Source organism: Kitasatospora sp. NBC_01539 (assembly GCF_045040525.1).
GTDB lineage: Bacteria > Actinomycetota > Actinomycetes > Streptomycetales > Streptomycetaceae > Kitasatospora.
In genome coordinates this window covers 993,017-1,009,921 of sequence record NZ_CP109390.1, presented here as the reverse complement: position 1 = coordinate 1,009,921, position 16,905 = coordinate 993,017, and the positions used below count along the sequence as shown (strand labels likewise).

General features: G+C 72.0%; 14 protein-coding genes. 4 read left to right on the top strand and 10 right to left on the bottom strand.

Going from position 1 to position 16,905, the window contains the following annotated elements; genetic code table 11:
- Positions 1–41: 41 nt before the first annotated feature.
- From OG335_RS04385 to OG335_RS04375, 3 genes are all read left to right on the top strand, one after another.
- Complete coding sequence (locus tag OG335_RS04385) at positions 42–347, top strand: transposase (protein ID WP_405009653.1); 306 nt, start codon at positions 42–44, stop codon at positions 345–347.
- Complete coding sequence (locus OG335_RS04380; RefSeq protein WP_405015304.1) at positions 260–1,255, top strand: IS3 family transposase; 996 nt, start codon at positions 260–262, stop codon at positions 1,253–1,255. The genes OG335_RS04385 and OG335_RS04380 overlap by 88 nt, the downstream gene beginning before the upstream one ends.
- Before the next feature lie 341 nt (positions 1,256–1,596).
- Positions 1,597–8,874 carry a toxin glutamine deamidase domain-containing protein gene (locus OG335_RS04375; protein WP_405009652.1) on the top strand — a complete coding sequence of 2,426 codons (7,278 nt, stop codon included), beginning with the start codon at positions 1,597–1,599 and terminating at the stop codon, positions 8,872–8,874.
- A gap of 82 nt (positions 8,875–8,956) precedes the next feature.
- Here OG335_RS04375 and OG335_RS04370 read toward each other — a convergent pair whose 3' ends face one another.
- The gene (locus OG335_RS04370; RefSeq protein ID WP_405009651.1) at positions 8,957–9,361 is read right to left on the bottom strand and encodes an integrase core domain-containing protein; all 405 of its coding nucleotides are present in this window, start codon (positions 9,359–9,361) and stop codon (positions 8,957–8,959) included.
- Positions 9,362–9,972: 611 nt separating this feature from the next.
- Between OG335_RS04370 and OG335_RS04365 the strand changes: the two genes are divergently transcribed.
- Complete coding sequence (locus OG335_RS04365; protein WP_405009650.1) at positions 9,973–10,650, top strand: DUF4232 domain-containing protein; 678 nt, start codon at positions 9,973–9,975, stop codon at positions 10,648–10,650.
- 336 nt (positions 10,651–10,986) lie between these two features.
- On the opposite strand, the gene OG335_RS04360 is transcribed toward OG335_RS04365, so the two are convergent.
- The 9 genes from OG335_RS04360 to OG335_RS04320 form a co-directional block, all read right to left on the bottom strand.
- Entirely contained in the window at positions 10,987–11,946 is a 960-nt protein-coding gene (locus tag OG335_RS04360; protein ID WP_405009649.1) for a pirin family protein, read from the bottom strand.
- Entirely contained in the window at positions 11,939–12,484 is a 546-nt protein-coding gene (locus OG335_RS04355) for an OsmC family protein (protein ID WP_405009648.1), read from the bottom strand. Before OG335_RS04355 ends, OG335_RS04360 begins: the two co-directional genes overlap by 8 nt.
- A 21-nt stretch (positions 12,485–12,505) precedes the next feature.
- Positions 12,506–12,811 carry a GNAT family N-acetyltransferase gene (locus tag OG335_RS04350; protein ID WP_405009647.1) on the bottom strand — a complete coding sequence of 102 codons (306 nt, stop codon included), beginning with the start codon at positions 12,809–12,811 and terminating at the stop codon, positions 12,506–12,508.
- A gap of 63 nt (positions 12,812–12,874) precedes the next feature.
- The gene (locus OG335_RS04345) at positions 12,875–13,441 is read right to left on the bottom strand and encodes a flavoprotein (RefSeq protein WP_405009646.1); all 567 of its coding nucleotides are present in this window, start codon (positions 13,439–13,441) and stop codon (positions 12,875–12,877) included.
- 251 nt (positions 13,442–13,692) lie between these two features.
- Entirely contained in the window at positions 13,693–14,139 is a 447-nt protein-coding gene (locus OG335_RS04340; RefSeq protein ID WP_405009645.1) for a nitroreductase family deazaflavin-dependent oxidoreductase, read from the bottom strand.
- A 228-nt stretch (positions 14,140–14,367) separates the two neighbouring features.
- Entirely contained in the window at positions 14,368–15,372 is a 1,005-nt protein-coding gene (locus tag OG335_RS04335; protein WP_405009644.1) for a YdcF family protein, read from the bottom strand.
- A gap of 63 nt (positions 15,373–15,435) precedes the next feature.
- The gene (locus OG335_RS04330) at positions 15,436–15,672 is read right to left on the bottom strand and encodes a hypothetical protein (protein WP_405009643.1); all 237 of its coding nucleotides are present in this window, start codon (positions 15,670–15,672) and stop codon (positions 15,436–15,438) included.
- Positions 15,673–15,818: 146 nt separating this feature from the next.
- Positions 15,819–16,133, bottom strand: coding sequence for a hypothetical protein (locus OG335_RS04325; protein WP_405009642.1), 315 nt, complete (start codon positions 16,131–16,133; stop codon positions 15,819–15,821).
- 71 nt (positions 16,134–16,204) lie between these two features.
- Complete coding sequence (locus tag OG335_RS04320) at positions 16,205–16,900, bottom strand: VanZ family protein (protein WP_405009641.1); 696 nt, start codon at positions 16,898–16,900, stop codon at positions 16,205–16,207.
- Between the last annotated feature and the right edge of the window lie 5 nt (positions 16,901–16,905).

Below are 16,905 nucleotides of genomic sequence, written 5' to 3'. Positions count from 1 at the left end.
GATACTGGGACGGATGGTCCCGGAGGAAGCAGTCCAGCGTAGTGAGTAAGCAGAGCAACAGGAGCAAGCGGTACACGTCCGAGTTCAAGCGCGATGCCGTGGAGCTGGCGCTGTCCTCGGAGAAGACCGTCACGGAGGTCGCCCGGGATCTCGGGGTCAGTGCGGAGGGGCTGCGGGGCTGGGTCAAGCAGGCGAGGATCGACCGGGGCCAGGGGCCGGCCGGTGCGCTGACCACGGCTGAGCGTGATGAGCTGGTGCGATTGCGCCGCCAGGTCCGCGAGCTGGAGCAGACCGTGGAGGTCCTGGGAAAAGCGACCGCCTTCTTCGCGAATCGCCGGACGAAGTAGCAGCGCGCTACGCGTTCATCGACGCGGAGAAGGCCGACGGGACGAATCCGGACGGGTACAGCGTGGCCTTCCTCTGTCGCACGCTGGGCATCTCCCGCTCCGCCTACTATGCGCGCCGGGCCGCTGAACCGGTCCGGCGCGTCCGCCGCCGGGCGGAGGACCTGCTGGTCAGCGAGATCCGGGTGCTGCATGCCGGCTCGCGCGGCGCTTACGGGGCACCGCGGGTCCACGCTGCGTTGGTGCGGGCCGGGCGGGTCGTGAACCGCAAGAGGGTGGAGCGGCTGATGCGGGAGAACGACATCGTGGGGGTCACGCGTCGCAGGCGGCGGGGGCTGACCCGGCAGGCGAAGCGGGCGGTGTTCGCCGCGGACCTGATCGGCCGGGACTTCACCGCTCCTCGGCCGGGTGTGCGGCTGGTCGGCGACATGACCGAACTCGTCACTCTGGAAGGGAAGTTGTATCTGGCGACCTGCATCGACCTGGCGACCCGCGAGGTGATCGGTTGGGCGATGGCGGACCACCACCGCGCCGAGCTGCCGGTGACGGCGCTGCGGATGGCGGCCGGGCGCGGGCAGCTGGAGGTCGGCTGCATCATGCACACCGATCGCGGCAGCGAATACACCAGCGGTCAATTCCGGCAGGCGATAAGGGAGTTGCGGATGAGACAGTCGATGGGAAGAGTCGGCTCCTGTTACGATAACGCCGCGGCGGAGAGTTGGTTCGCCCTGCTCAAGGCCGAGATCGGCACCAGCGTGTGGGCCACCCGGGCCGAGGCCCGTGCCGACGTCTTCCGCTTCATCGAAGTCGAGTACAACCGCACCAGGCTCCGCAGGCACCCCGAGCTCGGATACCTCACCCCGCTCGAAACCCGGGCCAGACTGCGGCACGACTTCACCCCCGCAGCGTAGAAACCCGCTGTCCAGCATCAGGGGGGAACTTCAAGACGCCCGTTCACGAGCAGTTTTCGCCGGGGTCGCAGCCGCATGTCGATCCGTCGTTGCCGCCGGTCGACTCCGGTGGCGTTCCGCAGATGGTCGAGGGCGAGGTTGCTGCGGCACAGGTTCCGTTGCCGCCTTCTCGGCCGGAGAGTCCGTCGGTAGGGGATGGCGGTCCCGTCGTGCCTGTCGTCGAGCGGGAGAGCGTCCCCGCGGCGTCGCACGACGGCGTCCGCCAGGAGGTTTTCCCACAGCATGAGTTGACCGAAAAGCTGGTCACCTATCTCGGTGGGGAAGCAAAGTTGCACCCGCCGATGAGCAACTCTCTTCTGCAGAAGGTCAATCCACACGAGGTGTCGGCGCAGTCCGGCGACGGTATCCGGCCGGGCCAGGACCTGGACGCCCGCCTGGAGAGCGTCGCGGCCTACCGGGACACCCACTACGGGCGACCCCGGGTGGCCGGGCAGCCGGTGCAGGGCGGTGCGGAACCGAACCTCGGCAACCCGCCGGTGAACGGTCCGGACGGGTCCGCTCGGTTCGGTCAAGGACCTGACGCGATCGGGAAGTTGATGGATCAGGTGCGGGCAGGTGGGAAGGGCAGCTTCGCCACTGTGCTCGGCGCCGGTCCGAACGGCGAGGGCCACGCCGTCGCGCTGGTCCACGACCGCGACGGGCAGCTGCGCTGGGCCGACCTGGCGGACCGCAAGGTGACGTCGGCGGCCGGCGGCATGCCGGAGAACTTCCACGCCGACTGGACGGTGTGGGCGTCCGTCAGCGATCCGCACGGAAACATCGTTCCCGGCCGGCACGAGCCGGAGTTCACGGCCACCACCTCCAGCCGGACCGAGACGCTGAACGGGGACCAGAGCAAGGACCCGAAGGACGACTCGTCGCTGCCGAACACCCCCAAGCCGACCGATCAGACGTCCTCCCGCGACAGCCGGTCGGACGAGCCGGAGCCCACCGCGACCGTCCCGGTGACGCCCCGGCCGGGCGACAGCTCCTCCGTCGTCCCGCCCGTCGGCACCCACGGTGGGGGATCGACCCGCCCGCGGTCCGCCTCGGACCCGTCGGGGCTCGGCACGCGCGCCACGGACCCTCGCCCGTCCGACGGCGGCACCAGCTCGTTGAAGCGCAGCGACTCCGCCGGTGCCGCCGCCTCGCATCCGACCACGACGTCGGAGTCGCACCCGGTGACGGCCCAACCGGAGTTGCACCCGGTGACGGTGCCGGAGTCGCACCTGGTCACGACGCCGGAGTTCCCGCCGCTCGGCCGGCGGGTCCCCGTGGAAGGGGATGGTCTCTGCCTGATCCACTCGCTCGAAGCCAGCACGCCCGGCCTGGCCGCTCGGCACCCCGAGGGTCTGCAGAGGGCGGTCGCGGAGCACTTCGGCACCCTGCGTCCGGAGGACTGGCCGACCGAGGTCGTGTCGAACTACCGCAACCACCTGCTCAGCCGGTCGAACCTGGGCGAGAGCGAGCTGCTGGAGTTCCTTCCTCCCGAGAACCGGCCCGCGTTCGCGGGGATGCCCGACGACCAACTGCGGGCGATCATTTCCGATCACCTCGCCGTCAACTCGCCGGCTCCGTCGCCGCGTGAGCAGCAGGCCCTGCTCGGGACGGCCCGGGACTGGGCCGCCCGATGGGGGTCGGACGAGGGCGAGATGCTTCCGGCGGCAGCCGCCCACGCGCTGGACCTGCGCCTGCGGGTGGTCGACCACGACGGCCTCACCCGAGCCGTCTTCGGGCCTGCCGACGGGACGCCGGTGACGGTGTACCACCGCGGGAACCACTACGACGGCAGCGAGCCGCAGCCGGTCACCCCGGCGACCGGTCACACGTCGCCCACCCCCAAGCCGGAGGTGAAGGCTCCGGAGACCGGGCAGCAGCCGAAGCCGGAAGGCGAGCAGCCGCCGTCGAAGGAGACGCCCGAGTTCGAGCAGCAGCAGCCCGAGCCGACTCCGACCCCGGAGGGTGAGCAGCCGCCGTCGCTCATGACCCCCGAGAAGAACGAGCCGAAGCCGTCGAAGCAGGAGACCGTCGTAGAGCCGAAGCCGATCGCGGGCACCGACCTGGTGGTCGGGTTGACCTCGAACGAGGTGGCCGTACGGGAGAAGGTCATCGACATGCTGGCGCGGGCCGTGCCGGGTGACCGGGCGGCGGCCCGGGCGTTCGCGGACGCGAATTTCGGTCCGGCGACGCTGCGTCCGATGCTCAGCGCGCTCTCGCGGGGCGAGGTGTGGACGGCCCCGTTGGAGGGCAACGGCTGGAGTGGCAGCGTCAAACTGCGCGGCGAGATCACCGAGTCGAAGCACGTGGGCCAGAGGAAGATCGAGTTCGAGGACGGTGCCGACCGGACCGTGGCGACCGGTACCAACCGGGACTCGGCGTGGCAGTTCACCATCGGAGCCCAGGCCAGGCAGGCGCGCGGCGTCGGAGAGCCGCAGGAACTCGTCGCCTACTACCACGACCGTGGTCAGGCCGAGGTCAGCATGGACCTCGGCGGCACGGTGGCACGGTCGAAGACGAACGAGGAAGCCGACCTGTTCGAGTCGACGATGCAGCTGAAGCTCGACTTCGACGGCCTGAGCCACTATGGCACTCCGGTGCGCAACGAGTCCGGCGGGCATACCGAGACGGTGGACCTCGGCCTGAGGGTCGCGGTCCCGCAGCGCCCGGCTGTCACGGCGGACGGCGAGCAGCGGGTCCCTCCGCAGCGGCTGCAGGACGGTCGTGTCGGCGGTCAGGAGATCGTGCTCGACCTCACGCCGCGCGGCGCTTCGCTCGACCGTCCGCCGGTGAAGGCGCTGCTCGACAAGGCGGAGGCGGCGGCCAGGGCGGAGTTCGGCGACGAGTGGCCCGCTGTGCGCGACAAGGTCCTCGCCGAGGTCGACTTCGCCCGTCTCCAGCGCGACCTGAAGAGCATGACGGCGGGTGAGCCGGTCTCCGTCACGCTGACCGACCGCCGTGGCAATCCGCTCGGTACGGTCGAAATCACCGCGCGGGTCGGAGAGTTGAAGCAGGTCGGTTCCACCAAGGAGTCCGAGTTCAACATCGGCACCAGCATGCAGCAGGTGCGCAGCACGTCCTCGAACAGCGGCCACGCGGGCCAGCTCGGGTTCTCGTCCGTGGTCAAGCCGGATGCCGGTCTGATCACGCCCCCGGGCGTTGCCGGGCGGCTGGGGCGCGACCACATCTCGATCGTCGGCGAGGCCCGCACCTCCCAGCTGACCAGCAAGTCGAAGGTGCCGGGCGTCGTCTACGACGGCACTGTCCACTTCGACCTGTCGTTCAACGGCAAGCCCGTGGCGAGCGACGCGGGCGCGGCGGATGTCCGGCTGCTGGTCGACCGCGCGGACACGGCACCGGATCCGGCGAAGGCCGAGCCCGTCGCGGCCGAGCCGAAGGACGGGGCCGGACCCGAGCTCGAGGGGCCCGCCCCGAAGGCGGAGGGGTCCACCGAGCCGCAGCTGCACGAGGTCGTCAGCCCGCCTGCCAGCGTCTGGCACAGCGGCGACGACACGGGCGGGCTGGGCGAGACTGTCGTCGTCCGCGACCTGGAGAGCACGAAGGCGCTGCGTCAGGCGGTTGACACCGCCGGACGGGCGAAGTTCGGCAAGGACTGGGACACCGTCCGCGACCAGGTCCTGCGCGGGTTCAGCCAGCCGAACCTGGCCGCCCGGCTGACCGGCATGACCCGTGGCGAGCCGCTGGAGATCAAGATCCCCGGCCGGGAGGATCTCGTCGTCACCGCCGTCGCCAGGGTCGAGACGATGACCTACCGCCGGGAGGACAAGAACGCCGAACTCAATGCGGTGAACGAGACCAGCTCGTTCACCATGGACCGTCGGCTGGGCGCGCGTACGACCATCGAGCAGGGCTATGCGGGCGGCACACCTGTCAAGGGCGCGCCGGGCTTCGACCTGATTGCCACCGCGGCCGCCGAGCAGCGCCGGCGCGCCGGTGGGCAGGGCCGGCAGGCCGACCGGGTGTACGCCAGCGGCAAGTACAGTGCGCCGCAGGTCATTTACGGCACCCAGTTGGTCATGGACATCCACGTCGGCAGGCCCGGGGAGGCGAGCGGTCGGCCTGACGCGTCGGTGCCGGTCCGCGCCGAGGTGGGTATGGACGCCCGGGAGACCGTCAAGGTCCAGGCGCCCCGTACCGAGGACGGCGTGATCGACTTCAAGCGGCCCGCGGCGGACCCGGCGAACGGCACTCCGCCGAAGCCGGACGCGACCACCGGCACTCCGCCGAAGCCGGACGCGACCCACCATGCGCCGCCCCGGATGCGCGAGCAGCACGAGCTGAACGCGTCCTACGTGGTGCACAGCCTGAGCGGTGCCGACAAGGTGCGTTCGGCGGTGGAGGACGCGGTGCGCTCGAAGCACGGCGCGCCGTCGGAGGAGGTGAAGCAGCGGATCAACGCGAGCTTCGACCGGGTCGCGCTCAAGACCAAGCTCTCCCAGCTCACCCGCGGCGGGAAGATCACCGAGACGGTCTCCGGCAAGACCTGGTCGGCCGAGATCACCGTCCGGGCCCGGCTGGGGGACTCCACCCACCACTCCAACGTGGACAAGTACGAGTTCGAGTCCGGCACCCGGGCGTCGAGCGGCCAGGGCAACCTGCACGACGGCCGCAACCGGATGGCCGGCGGCGCTCAGGCCAAGATCAAGGCGCCGTTCGTCGACATCCCGGCCGGCTACGCGTACCGGGTGGAGCGCACCTACGGCCAGACGACGGAGACGATCGGCTCGGCCTCGAACCGCGGCAAGCACGTCGAGAAGGCCGTGTTCTTCGACGTCAACACGGCCTACGACGTCGAGGTCAAGTTCACCCAGCTGGGCATGTCCCACGGGACTGTCACCCGCCAGGTGGACACGGTGGCGCGGGTGGCCGTTCCGGAGCGTGACGCCGAGCCGGTGGGCGGACAGGTCGAGCGGCCCACGACGAAGCAGCCGAAGAGCTTCGTGGATCACAAGCGCCTGGACTCGTCGGCGATCGTCACCGACGTCCACGCGCTGCCCGACCCGACGTCGACCCCGGCACCGGCGAACGGCGCTGCGAACAGCGCGGCGAACGGTTCCACCGGGACGAAGTCCCCTCGCCGGACCCTCGGCGAGTCGATCCTGTCCCAGGTGGAGTCCGGCTGGAAGCCCGGCGACCTGCGCCTGCCGGGCAGGACGCCGAAGGGGCAACCCCGGTTGGAGAGCAACCCGTTCGGCAGCGACTGGAAGGGCATCCGCCGCGAGCTGGACAAGGAACTCACCCCTGACAAACTCCAGTCCAGGCTCAAGGGCATGACGGCCGGCGACGAGATCGTGGTGCGGCACGGGCGGACCACCGTCCGGGTCCGCGCCGTCCTCCGCAACGAGATGACGTACCTGGGCGACTCGGGCACCACCGAGTTCAACGCCGGTACCGACGTGCAGCGGAACTTCGCCACCACCGACGGCACCGGCACCACCCACCAGGGCGTGTTCGGGGCGGTGGCCTCCGTCCCGCTTCCGCAGGCGCCCGCCGTCTCGGTGACGGGCGGCGTGATCGGCACCGGAGGACGGGGCCACAACCAGGTGGACATCCAGACCCGGAGCACCACGGCCGGTACCGCCACCAAGACCAAGACGGACGGCAGCGCCTACAGGGGCGAGGCCGAGCTCCAGTTCACGATCACCCGGAAGCCGTGGGGCGGCACCCAGGTCTACCAGCGGCGCACCGCGGCGATCGGCTTCGAGACCATCGTCGAGTCCGGCGAGACCGTGCCGGTCACGCCGAAGCCCGACGCCGCCACCGCCGCCACCACCAGTGGGCGGCCCGACACCGACGCGCCGACCGTCGATCAGCAGCAGCGGCCTGCGACGGACGCGACCGCCGGCGACAAGCAGCCGCAGACCGTCTCGCTCCAGCCGCCCGCGTCGGAGACCGTCCAGGTCCCGCCGAACCGGATCTGGGAGACCGGCCTGCGCGACACCGACATCCTGCGCTGGCTCGGCGACGTCGGCGGCGTCCAGGACCTGGTGCGGCTGCGCGGACCGCAGTACTTCGGCGCGTCGACCTGGGAGAAGATGGAGCCCCAGGTCGGAAAGATCACCTCGCACAGCCACCTCTCGGCGCTGTTCGGCAGCGCGAGTCAGGGCGCGGAGGTGGCGGCGACGGTCCCGTCCAACAAGGTCACGTTCAGTGGCGGGAAGGGGGTGGAGGTCGCTGTGAAGGTCGTCTCCCTCGAGAACGGGTCGAACGGCAAGGCCGATGTGGCCCCGGCCAACACGCTCTCCTCCGGCAACACGCGGTACGACCTCACGGCGAACAACGCGGGCGCCCAGGGCCAGGTCGGAGCCAAGGTCACCGGTGCCCCGACCTCCAACAGCCCGTCGCTCATCGGCGGGGCGACCCGGTTCTGGCGTGACGGCGGCGCGCACGGCGACTCGGGCCAGGTGATCTCCAACGCCAAGTACCCCGAAGACCTGGCGCGTTACACCGGCTACGCCGAGGTCGACGTGACGTTCTTCAACGGGAACAAGGAACGGGTCACGGAGAAGGGAATCGTCCCTTTCACCGTCGACATCCCCGCAGCGGAGACCACGGCGAAGGGCGTGCCGGGGGACCACTACGTGGCGTTCACCCCGGAGCAGAGGGGAGGAGAGTCGCGCCTCACCGAAGGCGGGTGGCGGCTCTCCGAGGTCGAGCGGGCCATGACGCCGGACGACGGCGAGCAGACGACCGGCCGCACCTCGTCCGCCCCCACCCCGGCCCCCGCCCCCACTCCGGCCCCCGCCCCCACTCCGGCCCTCACCCCCGCCCAGTACGAGCAGCTGATGGGCACTGTGCGGCTCGGGCAGGCGTTCGCCAACGAGGAGTTCACCTCCAGGACCGACACCGGCGCCGCCCGCATCAGGGCGGCCCACCGGCTGGTCGAGCTGGCCGGCGGCACCACGGCCGGCACCTCCGCCCTGCTCGGGGACCTGCTCCAGCCGGCCGAGGGGGCCCCGCTGAAGGCGGAGGAGGTGCGCAAGGTGATCGACTACGTCGCGCGGAAGAGCACCGCGGGGCCGATCACGCTGGACGACCTGGTCGCCGGAGCGCAGGACCGCTGGCCCGACCACGAGCCGTACGAGATCCACCGCGGCACGTGGACCGACACAGGCCCGGCCAGCGAACTGGTCACAGCCGCCATGGCGACCGTCGCGGACGCCGCCCGCCCGCTGCTCCAGAACGGGGCGCCCACCCCCGGGCAACTGCACCTCACCGTGGCCGGCGAAGGCCCCGAACTGCCGCTGCACCGGGTGTTCGACCTGGACGGCGGCCCGGCGGCTGAGCAGATCCGGAAGATCGAGGAGGAGACCTACCTCAAGCCGGGCACCCGGCCGAGCGAGGCCACCGTCCGGCTGACCGGCAAGCCCGGCGCGGGCCAGGACTGGGACTACCGGGTCACCACCCGGTCGGACCGCAGCCACGAACTGATGATCCGTCAGCTCAGGCCGGAGGAGGGGCAGCAGCGCGACCCGCAGGCCCAGGCCCGGGCCGACGCCCGCTCCGCCGGGCTCACCCGGTTCGTCGCGGACCGCACCGGAGCATCGGAGGGAGACACCTGAGCCGTCCGGGGGCCGCCGCGCCAGCGGGCGCGGCGGCCCCCGGCGGTCCGACCTGTGGGGCTCGGAAAGTCATCGCCGTTGGTCAAGTTGCGTACCGGTACTCGTTGATGACACCGCCGAGAACGCGGGTGCGCCGGAGTCTGCGGCCCTCGAGGTCGTCCACGGCGGTGGTCTGCTCGTGGGCGTCGGGTGGTAGCCGGTTGCGGGCGCGATGGGGACGGTGCTCGTTGTAGTGCCGCTGGTAGGCGGCCGGGACTTGCCGGGCGTGGGCCTCGTTCATGATGAGGACATGGTCCAAGGCCTCGCGCCGGATGCTGCCGATCACCCGTTCGCAGTGGGCGTTCATCCGGGGAACTCGCGGTGCGCGCTTGAGGATCTCCATCTCCTCGGCCTCGAAGGCGGCGTCGAAGGTCTGTCCGTACTTGTCGTCGCGGTCACGCAGCAGGAAGCGCAGGGACCCCGTGCGCCTGCCGAGGTCGGTGGCCATGTTCCGGGCCTGTTGCACCGCCCGGTACCGGGTGGGGCTGAAGGGCCGACAGGTCTCGATCACAGGCAGTAGCCGTGGCAGGGTGCTGGGGGGTCAAGGGGTCGCAGGTTCAAATCCTGTCGTTCAGACCAGTGGTTTCGCAGGTCGGAGGCCATTCTCATCCGAAGATGGGGGCGGCCTTCTTGTGCGTGTCTCAAGGGAGTGGTCGCAGGGTGGTCGCATCTCGTCCGGCCGCGGAGCGCAGCCGGGTGCGGGCTGACCTGTGCGCTCGAACCTCAACGCCGGCCGAAGTGCCGAAACCCTCTCGGCTCGGTCTCGGTCGTCCACCGGGCTCGAAGAACCGCCGTCCGGTGAACCGTTATGACGTGGGCCTGCTCTTGGTCACCGGCGAGCGCTACCGCCGACCGGCTCACCACGAGGTCGGCACCAAACCACGCCGCACCGGATAGATCTCAAGGTCAGGGCAATGGGTCACAACAGTCTCGTGACAGGATCCGGACCTCATCCGCAGTCAGTTGTCACATCCATCGTGATAAAAATTGTTTCGACCACAGGAACGAATGTTTCGACCGCAAGCACCATACGCACCACACCAGTTACGGGGAAGCGTCATGAAGAACCACACCCGCCGCACCAGCGCGTTCGCGGCCCTCGGCGTCGCTGCCGCCCTCTCGCTCACTGCCTGCGCCGGTGACGAATCGGGCAAGGACACCGCCGGCAAGGGAAGCGTCCCGCCCGCCTCCTCCCAGCCCTCGGACCCCGCGAAGGCCGGCCCGTCCCCGAGCGGCGGCACTGCGGACAAGGGGAAATCTCAGACCGCGAAGCCGAGTTCCGGCAGCACGGCGTCCGGCAGCAGCGGGGACAGTGCACCCCAGGGCGGTCAGAACGTCGAGCCCTGCAAGACCCGGAACCTGACCGTCGAAGCCAAGAACGCCTCGCCCGACGCGAGCACCGGCACCATCGACATCACCATGACCAACCGGGGCACCACCACCTGCTCGGCAACAGGCTTCGCCGGTATCGGCATCACCGACCAGGACACCACCACGAACCCCATCGAGCGGGGCAAGGCCGAACCCCGCATCACCGACCTGAAGCCTGGCGAAGCCGCAATCTTCAATCTCTCGTACGAGATCGACAACAGCGGCAACAGCCTCACCCGCCCGACCGGGATCCAGGTGACGCCCCCGAACCAGACCAGCCACGTGAACGTGAAGTGGCCCGCCGGCGCGGGCAACATCAAGGGCTTCTACACCGACGTCAAGGTCTACCCCACGCACAACAAGTAGCAGCAGGCCCTGTTGCGGTAGGTCCGGCGCTGCGATGGTGACTGGCTGTTACTGGGGTCGACCGCTGCAACGTGGGGTGATGTGCATCCGTGCACGCCGCACAGGTGTAGACCGATCGACTGACGTGCCGTCAGGAAGGTCGCCAAAAGGTCGGCACTGATGCAGCCGGACCCTGTGAAACCCGGGTCACACATGAGACCGGACGCGCCTCGCGGACACGCGTTTCAGTCGGGCCCGCGGGGTCGCAGGGCGGTCGGCGCGGCCATTGTGCGGTGCTTCCTGGCCGGTCGTTCCTGCGACCCTTCACGCGTATCTCGATGGGGACGTACTTGCAGGTCAGCGCACCCGTCCGCGCGGTTTCAGGGGGAGCGGCGGGAGCTCGGGGGCGGCGAGGCGGTGGCCGTCGTAGCCGTGGACGTCGCCGAAGCGGTCGCCCTGCATCCAGTCGCGGCGGGCCTCGGCGATCTCGTCGTGGGTGCGGCCGATGAAGTTCCACCACATGACGAGCTGTTCGCGGAAGGGCTCGCCGCCGAGGAGCAGCAGGGACGCGTCGGAGTGGGCGTGGAGCGGGAGGTGGCGGCGGCCGGTGCCGAGGTAGAGCATCGAGCCGGGTTCGAGGCGGACGCCGTCGACCTCGGTGAGGCCGCTCATGGTGAGCACGGCGTACTCGAAGTGCTCGTCGAGGGGCACCTGGTGGCGGCTGCCCTCGTGCAGGGTGAGGTCGGCGCCGACGATCGGGGTGTGGGCGGTGCCGGGGGAGGTGGCGCCGTCGAGGGTGCCGAGGATGACGCGGGCGTCGAGGCCGGGGGCGGTGACGCGGGGCAGGTCCGGGTGGTGTTCGAAGGCGGGGGCGCCGTGCCGGTGGCTGTCGGGCAGGGCGACCCAGAGCTGGGCGCCGTGCAGGAGCGGGGCGTGCGGCCGGGGGGACTCCTCGGAGTGGGAGATGGCCCGGCCGGAGGTCATGAGGCCGAGTTCGTAGGGCCGGACGGTCTGCAGGCTGCCGAGGCTGTCGCGGTGGAGGACCTCGCCCTGGTGGAGCCAGCTGACGGTCTGCAGGCCCATGTGGGGGTGCGGGGGCACCTGCATGCCGGGTTCGTCGGCGATGTCGTCGGGCCCGTAGTGGTCGACGAAGCACCAGGCGCCGACCATGCGCCGGCCGAGGGACGGCAGCAGCCGCCGGACGACGGTCGAGCCGCCGAGGGCGGTCTCGCGCGGTGGCAGGAGGTCGCGGACGGGCCCTTCGGTGGCCTGGCCGCCGCAGCGGGCGGCGGTGGGGTGCAGGTCGAGGTCACTCATGGCCGTCGTGCTCCTTCGCGTCCGCGTCCGCGTCCGTGTCCGCGTCCGCGTCCGTGTCCGCGTCCGCGTCCGTGTCCGCGTTCGCGTTCGCGGGTGCGGCGGGCCGCGGGCCGGCCGCGACGATCGGGGTGCCGCCGCTGACGGCGCGGGTGACGGGGGTCCGGTCGGCGATGTCCAGGAGACGGGCGCGCTGGGTGTCGTCGAGGTCGCCGAGGAGGTCGATGCGGCGGGTGATGCGGGCCGTGGCGTCCGGCCCCTTCTCGTAGCCGAGGTGGACGCGGACGGTCTCCAGCGGCCAGCCCTTGCGTCCGGCGTACATGCGCAGCGTGATGGCGGTGCAGGAGCCGACGGCGGAGAGCAGCAGGCCGACCGGGGTGGTGGCGGTGTCGCCGCCGCCGGACTGCTCGGGTTCGTCGGCGGCGAGGAGGTGGTGGCCGCTGCGGATGTCGACGTGGTAGTCGTCGCCGGCGCTGGTGGCGACGGCCGCGGCGGAGCGGACGAAGCGCGGCGCCTCTGTGGTCGTGGTGGTGGTGTCCATCGGTTTCGCCTCCGGGGCGGGTCAGAGGCCGAAGCGCTCGTGCTGGTCGGCGGGGACGAGGTCGGCGTACTCGGGGTGCTTGACGATCCAGCCGCGGATGAAGGGGCAGTAGGGCAGCACGGTGAGGTCCTGCTCCCGGGCGGTGTCGAGGGCGGCGCGGGCGAGGTGTCCGCCGAGGCCGAGGCCGCCGAAGCGGGGGTCGATCTCGGTGTGGATGAAGGCGATCTCGTTCTCGTGCCGGTTGTACTCGGCGAAGCCCGCGAGGTCGTCGTTCTCGAAGATCTCGAAACGCGAGCCGTCCTGGTTGTCCGTCACGTGGATGCCCATCGTGGTGCCTCTCCTCTTCGTCGTCGGGGCGGCCGGTGGCCGCGCATATAGTTTAGTGTTCAATTACTTGTGGATCAAGTCCTCGCCGCGAGGCCGCTGCGGCGGTCCGAGCGAGCCGAGCGCCGCCGCCCACGGGTAGGTCGCCGGGTCGCCCTCGCCAGGGGCGGCGGGCACGTACAGGCCGGGCCCGAGGAGCACGCGGACTCCGGCGCCGCGGAGGGTGTCGACGGACCGGCCGAACTGCGGGTGCGCGGTGAGCGCCGTGTTGGTGCACGGCATGACCGACACCGGGATTCCCTTGCCGACGGCCTCGGCCGCGTACCCGACCACCCAGGACGTCGTGATGCCGAGCGCGAGGCTGTTGACGCTGTTCAGCGTCGCCGGGGCGAACAGGACCGCGTCCGCGGGCGGCAGCACGTCCGGATCCCCGGGGCGCCGGTACCTCGACTTCACGGGATGCCCGGTCAGCTCCTCCAGGCCGGCCAGGTCGTCGGCGAGCCAGTCCGCCGCCGTCGGGGTCAGGCCCAGCACCACGTCCCATCCGGAGGCCTGCCCCAGGCGGACGGCCCCGGCGGCGTCGAGGACGGGCGCGGCGGCGGAGCCCAGCAGGTACAGCACACGTTTCGGCATGCCGACCAGCCAAGCCGCACCACCCGGGCGGAGGCAAGCGGCGGAGGCCGGCCGCGGAGGCCCGCAACGGCTGCGGACGGCGGCGGCGGGCGACGTGCGGCCCGGGCGACGGCGGTCGGCGGCGACGGAAGACCCCCGGCAACTCGCGCGGAGTCGCCGGGGGTTCACGTGAGGCGGGAGGTCAGGGGCGGGTCGCCCGGCGGCGTGCGTACTGATGCGTGCCGGTGCGTCCCGGTGCGGTGCGGTGCGGCTCAGTGCGGTGCGGGCGCGGGCCGCAGCACGAAGACGGGGATGACGCGGTCGGTCTTCTCCTGGTACTCGGCGTAGTCCGGGTACGCCGCGACCGCGCGCTCCCACCACACGTCCCGCTCCTCGCCGGTGACCTCGCGGGCCGTCATGTCCTGCCGGACCGGGCCGTCCTGGAGCTCGACCCGCGGGTCGGCGACCAGGTTGTGGTACCAGACCGGGTGGGTGGGCGCGCCGCCCTGGGAGGCGACGACGGCGTAGGCGCCGTCGTGCTCGACGCGCATGAGCGGGGTCTTGCGGACCTTCCCGCTCCTGGCGCCCAGGGTGGTGAGGACGATGACGGGCATGTCCCGCATGGTCGTGCCCTCGGTGCCTCCGGAGCTCTCGTACTGCTCCACCTGGTCGCGGACCCACTTGGTCGGGCTCGGCTCGTACTCGCCCTTGAGCGGCATGTCGCCCCACTTCCGTTCGTGCCTGGCTGGTGTCGGGGCGGGCGGTCGCCCGCCCCGACCATGCATACCACCGCGGCCTCGGGCGGCCGGAGTTGCCGGGGTGTCCCGGCGTGGCGGGCCCGCGGGCGGTACGCCCGGGGCGGGGCCGGGGCGTGCGGGAGGCCGACGGGTGTCAGCGGCCGGCCGCGCCGTGCTGCTGCGCGGCAGCGGCCGGCCCCTGCCCGGGGGTCAGCTCGGCCGTCCGGCCTCCACTCCCAGGGCCACCAGCAGAACGCCCATGGTGGCGTTGGTCGCCGGGTACGACACGAGCACCGCCGCGAACTCCCGCAGCACGGCGCTCGGCCAGTAGTAGCCCGCGGTCGGTGCGCCGATCACCTGGCCGGTGACGCCCGCCCGGCGGGTCGCGAGGGCGGCGCGCAGCACGTGGAAGGTGTTGGTGACGACCACGCAGCGGTAGTCGGGCAGTTCGGCGGCCATCAGGGCGGCGCTGTACTCCATGTTCTGCGCGGTGTTCTCCGAGCGGTCCTCCAGACGGACGGCCCCGGGCGGCAGGCCGCGGGCCGCGAGGTGGCGGGCCATCGCCTCGGCCTCCGACACCTGCTCGTCGTCGCCCTTGCCGCCGGAGACGACCACCACCGGTGCCCGGCCCCGGGCGGCCTGCTCCTCGTACACGCCGAGCGCCGTGTCGAGCCGGGCGGCGAGCAGCGGCGGCACCCGGTCGCCGTTCAGCAGGCCCGCGCCCAGCACGACGACGAAGTCGACGTCGCGGCGGGTGCCGAGGCGGCGGTAGAGGAAGGCGTAGCCGAGGAAGCAGAGCAGCAGGAACGACAGGTAGCCGGCCAGCAGCAGGGCGCTCGCGGCGACGGCGTGCAGGACGGGCGAGTCGACGCGTACGGCGGCCCACAGCACGCCGATCAGGGCGAACACGGCCAGCCCGGCGAGCAGGGAGAGCAGGTTCGCGGGTCGGCCGCCCTCCTGGCGGATCATGTGCACGCCGTTGGCCAGCAGGAGCACCCCGGTGGCGACGGCACCGAGCAGGGCGGCGGCGGGCAGGGCGGTCGTGGCGGCGTCGACCACCTGGTCGGGCAGCCGGTCGAGCTCGCCGGCGAGGCCCACGGCCGCGAGGACGGCGGCCAGGCCGAGCAGCACGGCGTTGCTGAACCTCCGGCGGTCACGGCGTACCCCGACGACGAACAGCACGAGCATCAGTGCGGCGAGCAGGTAGGCGACCATGGGCCCGATCGTAGGGCGGCGGACCGGCGGCCCGAACGCGCCGTCCTGCCGTGCCGGGCCGGTTCAGCCCTCCCGGGCGTCCAGCCAGTTCAGCAGGACGGTGCGTTCGGCGGGCCCCAGCGGGCCGGACTCGGGGCCCGTCGCCCAGGCCCGCAGCCGGTCGACGGTGGCGGGTTCAAGGTCGCAGTACAGGCGCCAGACCGCGTGGGCGTGGCCCTGCGGGCCGGCCGGCCTGTCGCGGTTCCCGCAGTGCGTGAAGAAGGCGTCCACGAGGCGGTGGGCGTTCATCGCGTCGGTCACGGCGGGAGGTGGCCCTTCGTCCGGGTGCGGTGGGGTCGGCGGGGGATCACCCCACCGGTCCATCGTCCCGGACATGCCGTCCCGCCGCGCCGGGGCGGAAGGCCCGGCGCGGCGGGACGAAGGTCCCGGATCCGCGAATCCGCCGCCTACCCGACGTCGATGCCGGTGATCGCGGGCCGTCCGGTGGCCACGTCGTCACCGGTGAAGCCGACCGCGGCGAACGCGTCCCGGGCGAGCCGCAGGGCCTCGTCGCCGGCGGCGGTGCGGTCCGCCGCCTCCACCTCCAGGCGCAGGACGAAGGTGCCCTCGGGCTCGCCGACGGTCAGCACGTCGAGGTCGGGCACCTCGGCCCCGACCTGCTCGGGGTCCACGCCGCGGAGTCCGGCGACGAGGCTTCTCCGGGCACCGTCGTCGAGCGGCCGGTGGAGTGTGCCGGGGATGGTGATCACGTAGCTGCCCATGTCTTCCTTCTCGCCGCAGGCGGCGCCGGGAAACCTCCGGGCGGCCTGCGGCACGTGGCGGGGTGGTGCGGTCAGACCTCGGCCGGGCCGCGGGGACGGGAGCGGGAGCGGTACAGCGCCTTCGACAGGTGGCGGCCCACGAGGAGGTAGAGGAGCAGGGCTCCGCCGGTGTTGAGGATGACGTCGTCGACGTCGAACGCGCGCCCTGGCACCAGGGCGGCCTGCGCGACCTCCACGGTGGCCATGGTCAGTACGGTGAGGCCGGTGACCCGCAGCAGACCTCCGGCGCGCCGGGAGAGCAGCGGCAGCAGCACTCCGAAGGGGGCGCCGAGCAGGATGTTGCCGCCCACCTGGCGGGCGGCCTCGCGGACGGCCGGCCGGTCGAGGTAGGCCCTGAGCGAGGCGCCGGGATGAAGGTTGGTGTGCGCGATGCCGCGTGAGGCGGGGGAGGGCGAGAGCGTGGCACGGGCCAGCGCGACCGCGAACAGCACGGTCAGCGCGACGGCGACCAGGAGCACCACCGCGCGCAGCACCGCGGCGAGCGGCCCGCGACGCTGCAGCAGCGGGGGCCTCATCCCGGTGGGCCCGGGCGTGGCGGGCCCGGGGGCGGTGGGATCGAGCTTGGCGGGCTCGGTGGCGGTGCGGCGGGAGCGCCACGTGCGGCCGGGCCTGCGGCCGGGTGCGGTTCCCTCCGGCGCCGGGCCGCCCCCGCCGCCCGCCTCGCCGACCGCCGCCTCCACCGGTCTCGCCGTGCGGAATGCCGTCATGACCC

Coding starts and splice junctions, on each gene's coding strand:
- OG335_RS04375 (WP_405009652.1), top strand. CDS start 1,597: ATGAGCAACTCTCTTCTGCAGAAGGTCAATCCACACGAGGTGTCGGCG.
- OG335_RS04370 (WP_405009651.1), bottom strand. CDS start 9,361: ATGGCCACCGACCTCGGCAGGCGCACGGGGTCCCTGCGCTTCCTGCTG.
- OG335_RS04365 (WP_405009650.1), top strand. CDS start 9,973: ATGAAGAACCACACCCGCCGCACCAGCGCGTTCGCGGCCCTCGGCGTC.
- OG335_RS04360 (WP_405009649.1), bottom strand. CDS start 11,946: ATGAGTGACCTCGACCTGCACCCCACCGCCGCCCGCTGCGGCGGCCAG.
- OG335_RS04355 (WP_405009648.1), bottom strand. CDS start 12,484: ATGGACACCACCACCACGACCACAGAGGCGCCGCGCTTCGTCCGCTCC.
- OG335_RS04350 (WP_405009647.1), bottom strand. CDS start 12,811: ATGGGCATCCACGTGACGGACAACCAGGACGGCTCGCGTTTCGAGATC.
- OG335_RS04345 (WP_405009646.1), bottom strand. CDS start 13,441: ATGCCGAAACGTGTGCTGTACCTGCTGGGCTCCGCCGCCGCGCCCGTC.
- OG335_RS04340 (WP_405009645.1), bottom strand. CDS start 14,139: ATGCCGCTCAAGGGCGAGTACGAGCCGAGCCCGACCAAGTGGGTCCGC.
- OG335_RS04335 (WP_405009644.1), bottom strand. CDS start 15,372: ATGGTCGCCTACCTGCTCGCCGCACTGATGCTCGTGCTGTTCGTCGTC.
- OG335_RS04325 (WP_405009642.1), bottom strand. CDS start 16,133: ATGGGCAGCTACGTGATCACCATCCCCGGCACACTCCACCGGCCGCTC.
- OG335_RS04320 (WP_405009641.1), bottom strand. CDS start 16,900: ATGACGGCATTCCGCACGGCGAGACCGGTGGAGGCGGCGGTCGGCGAG.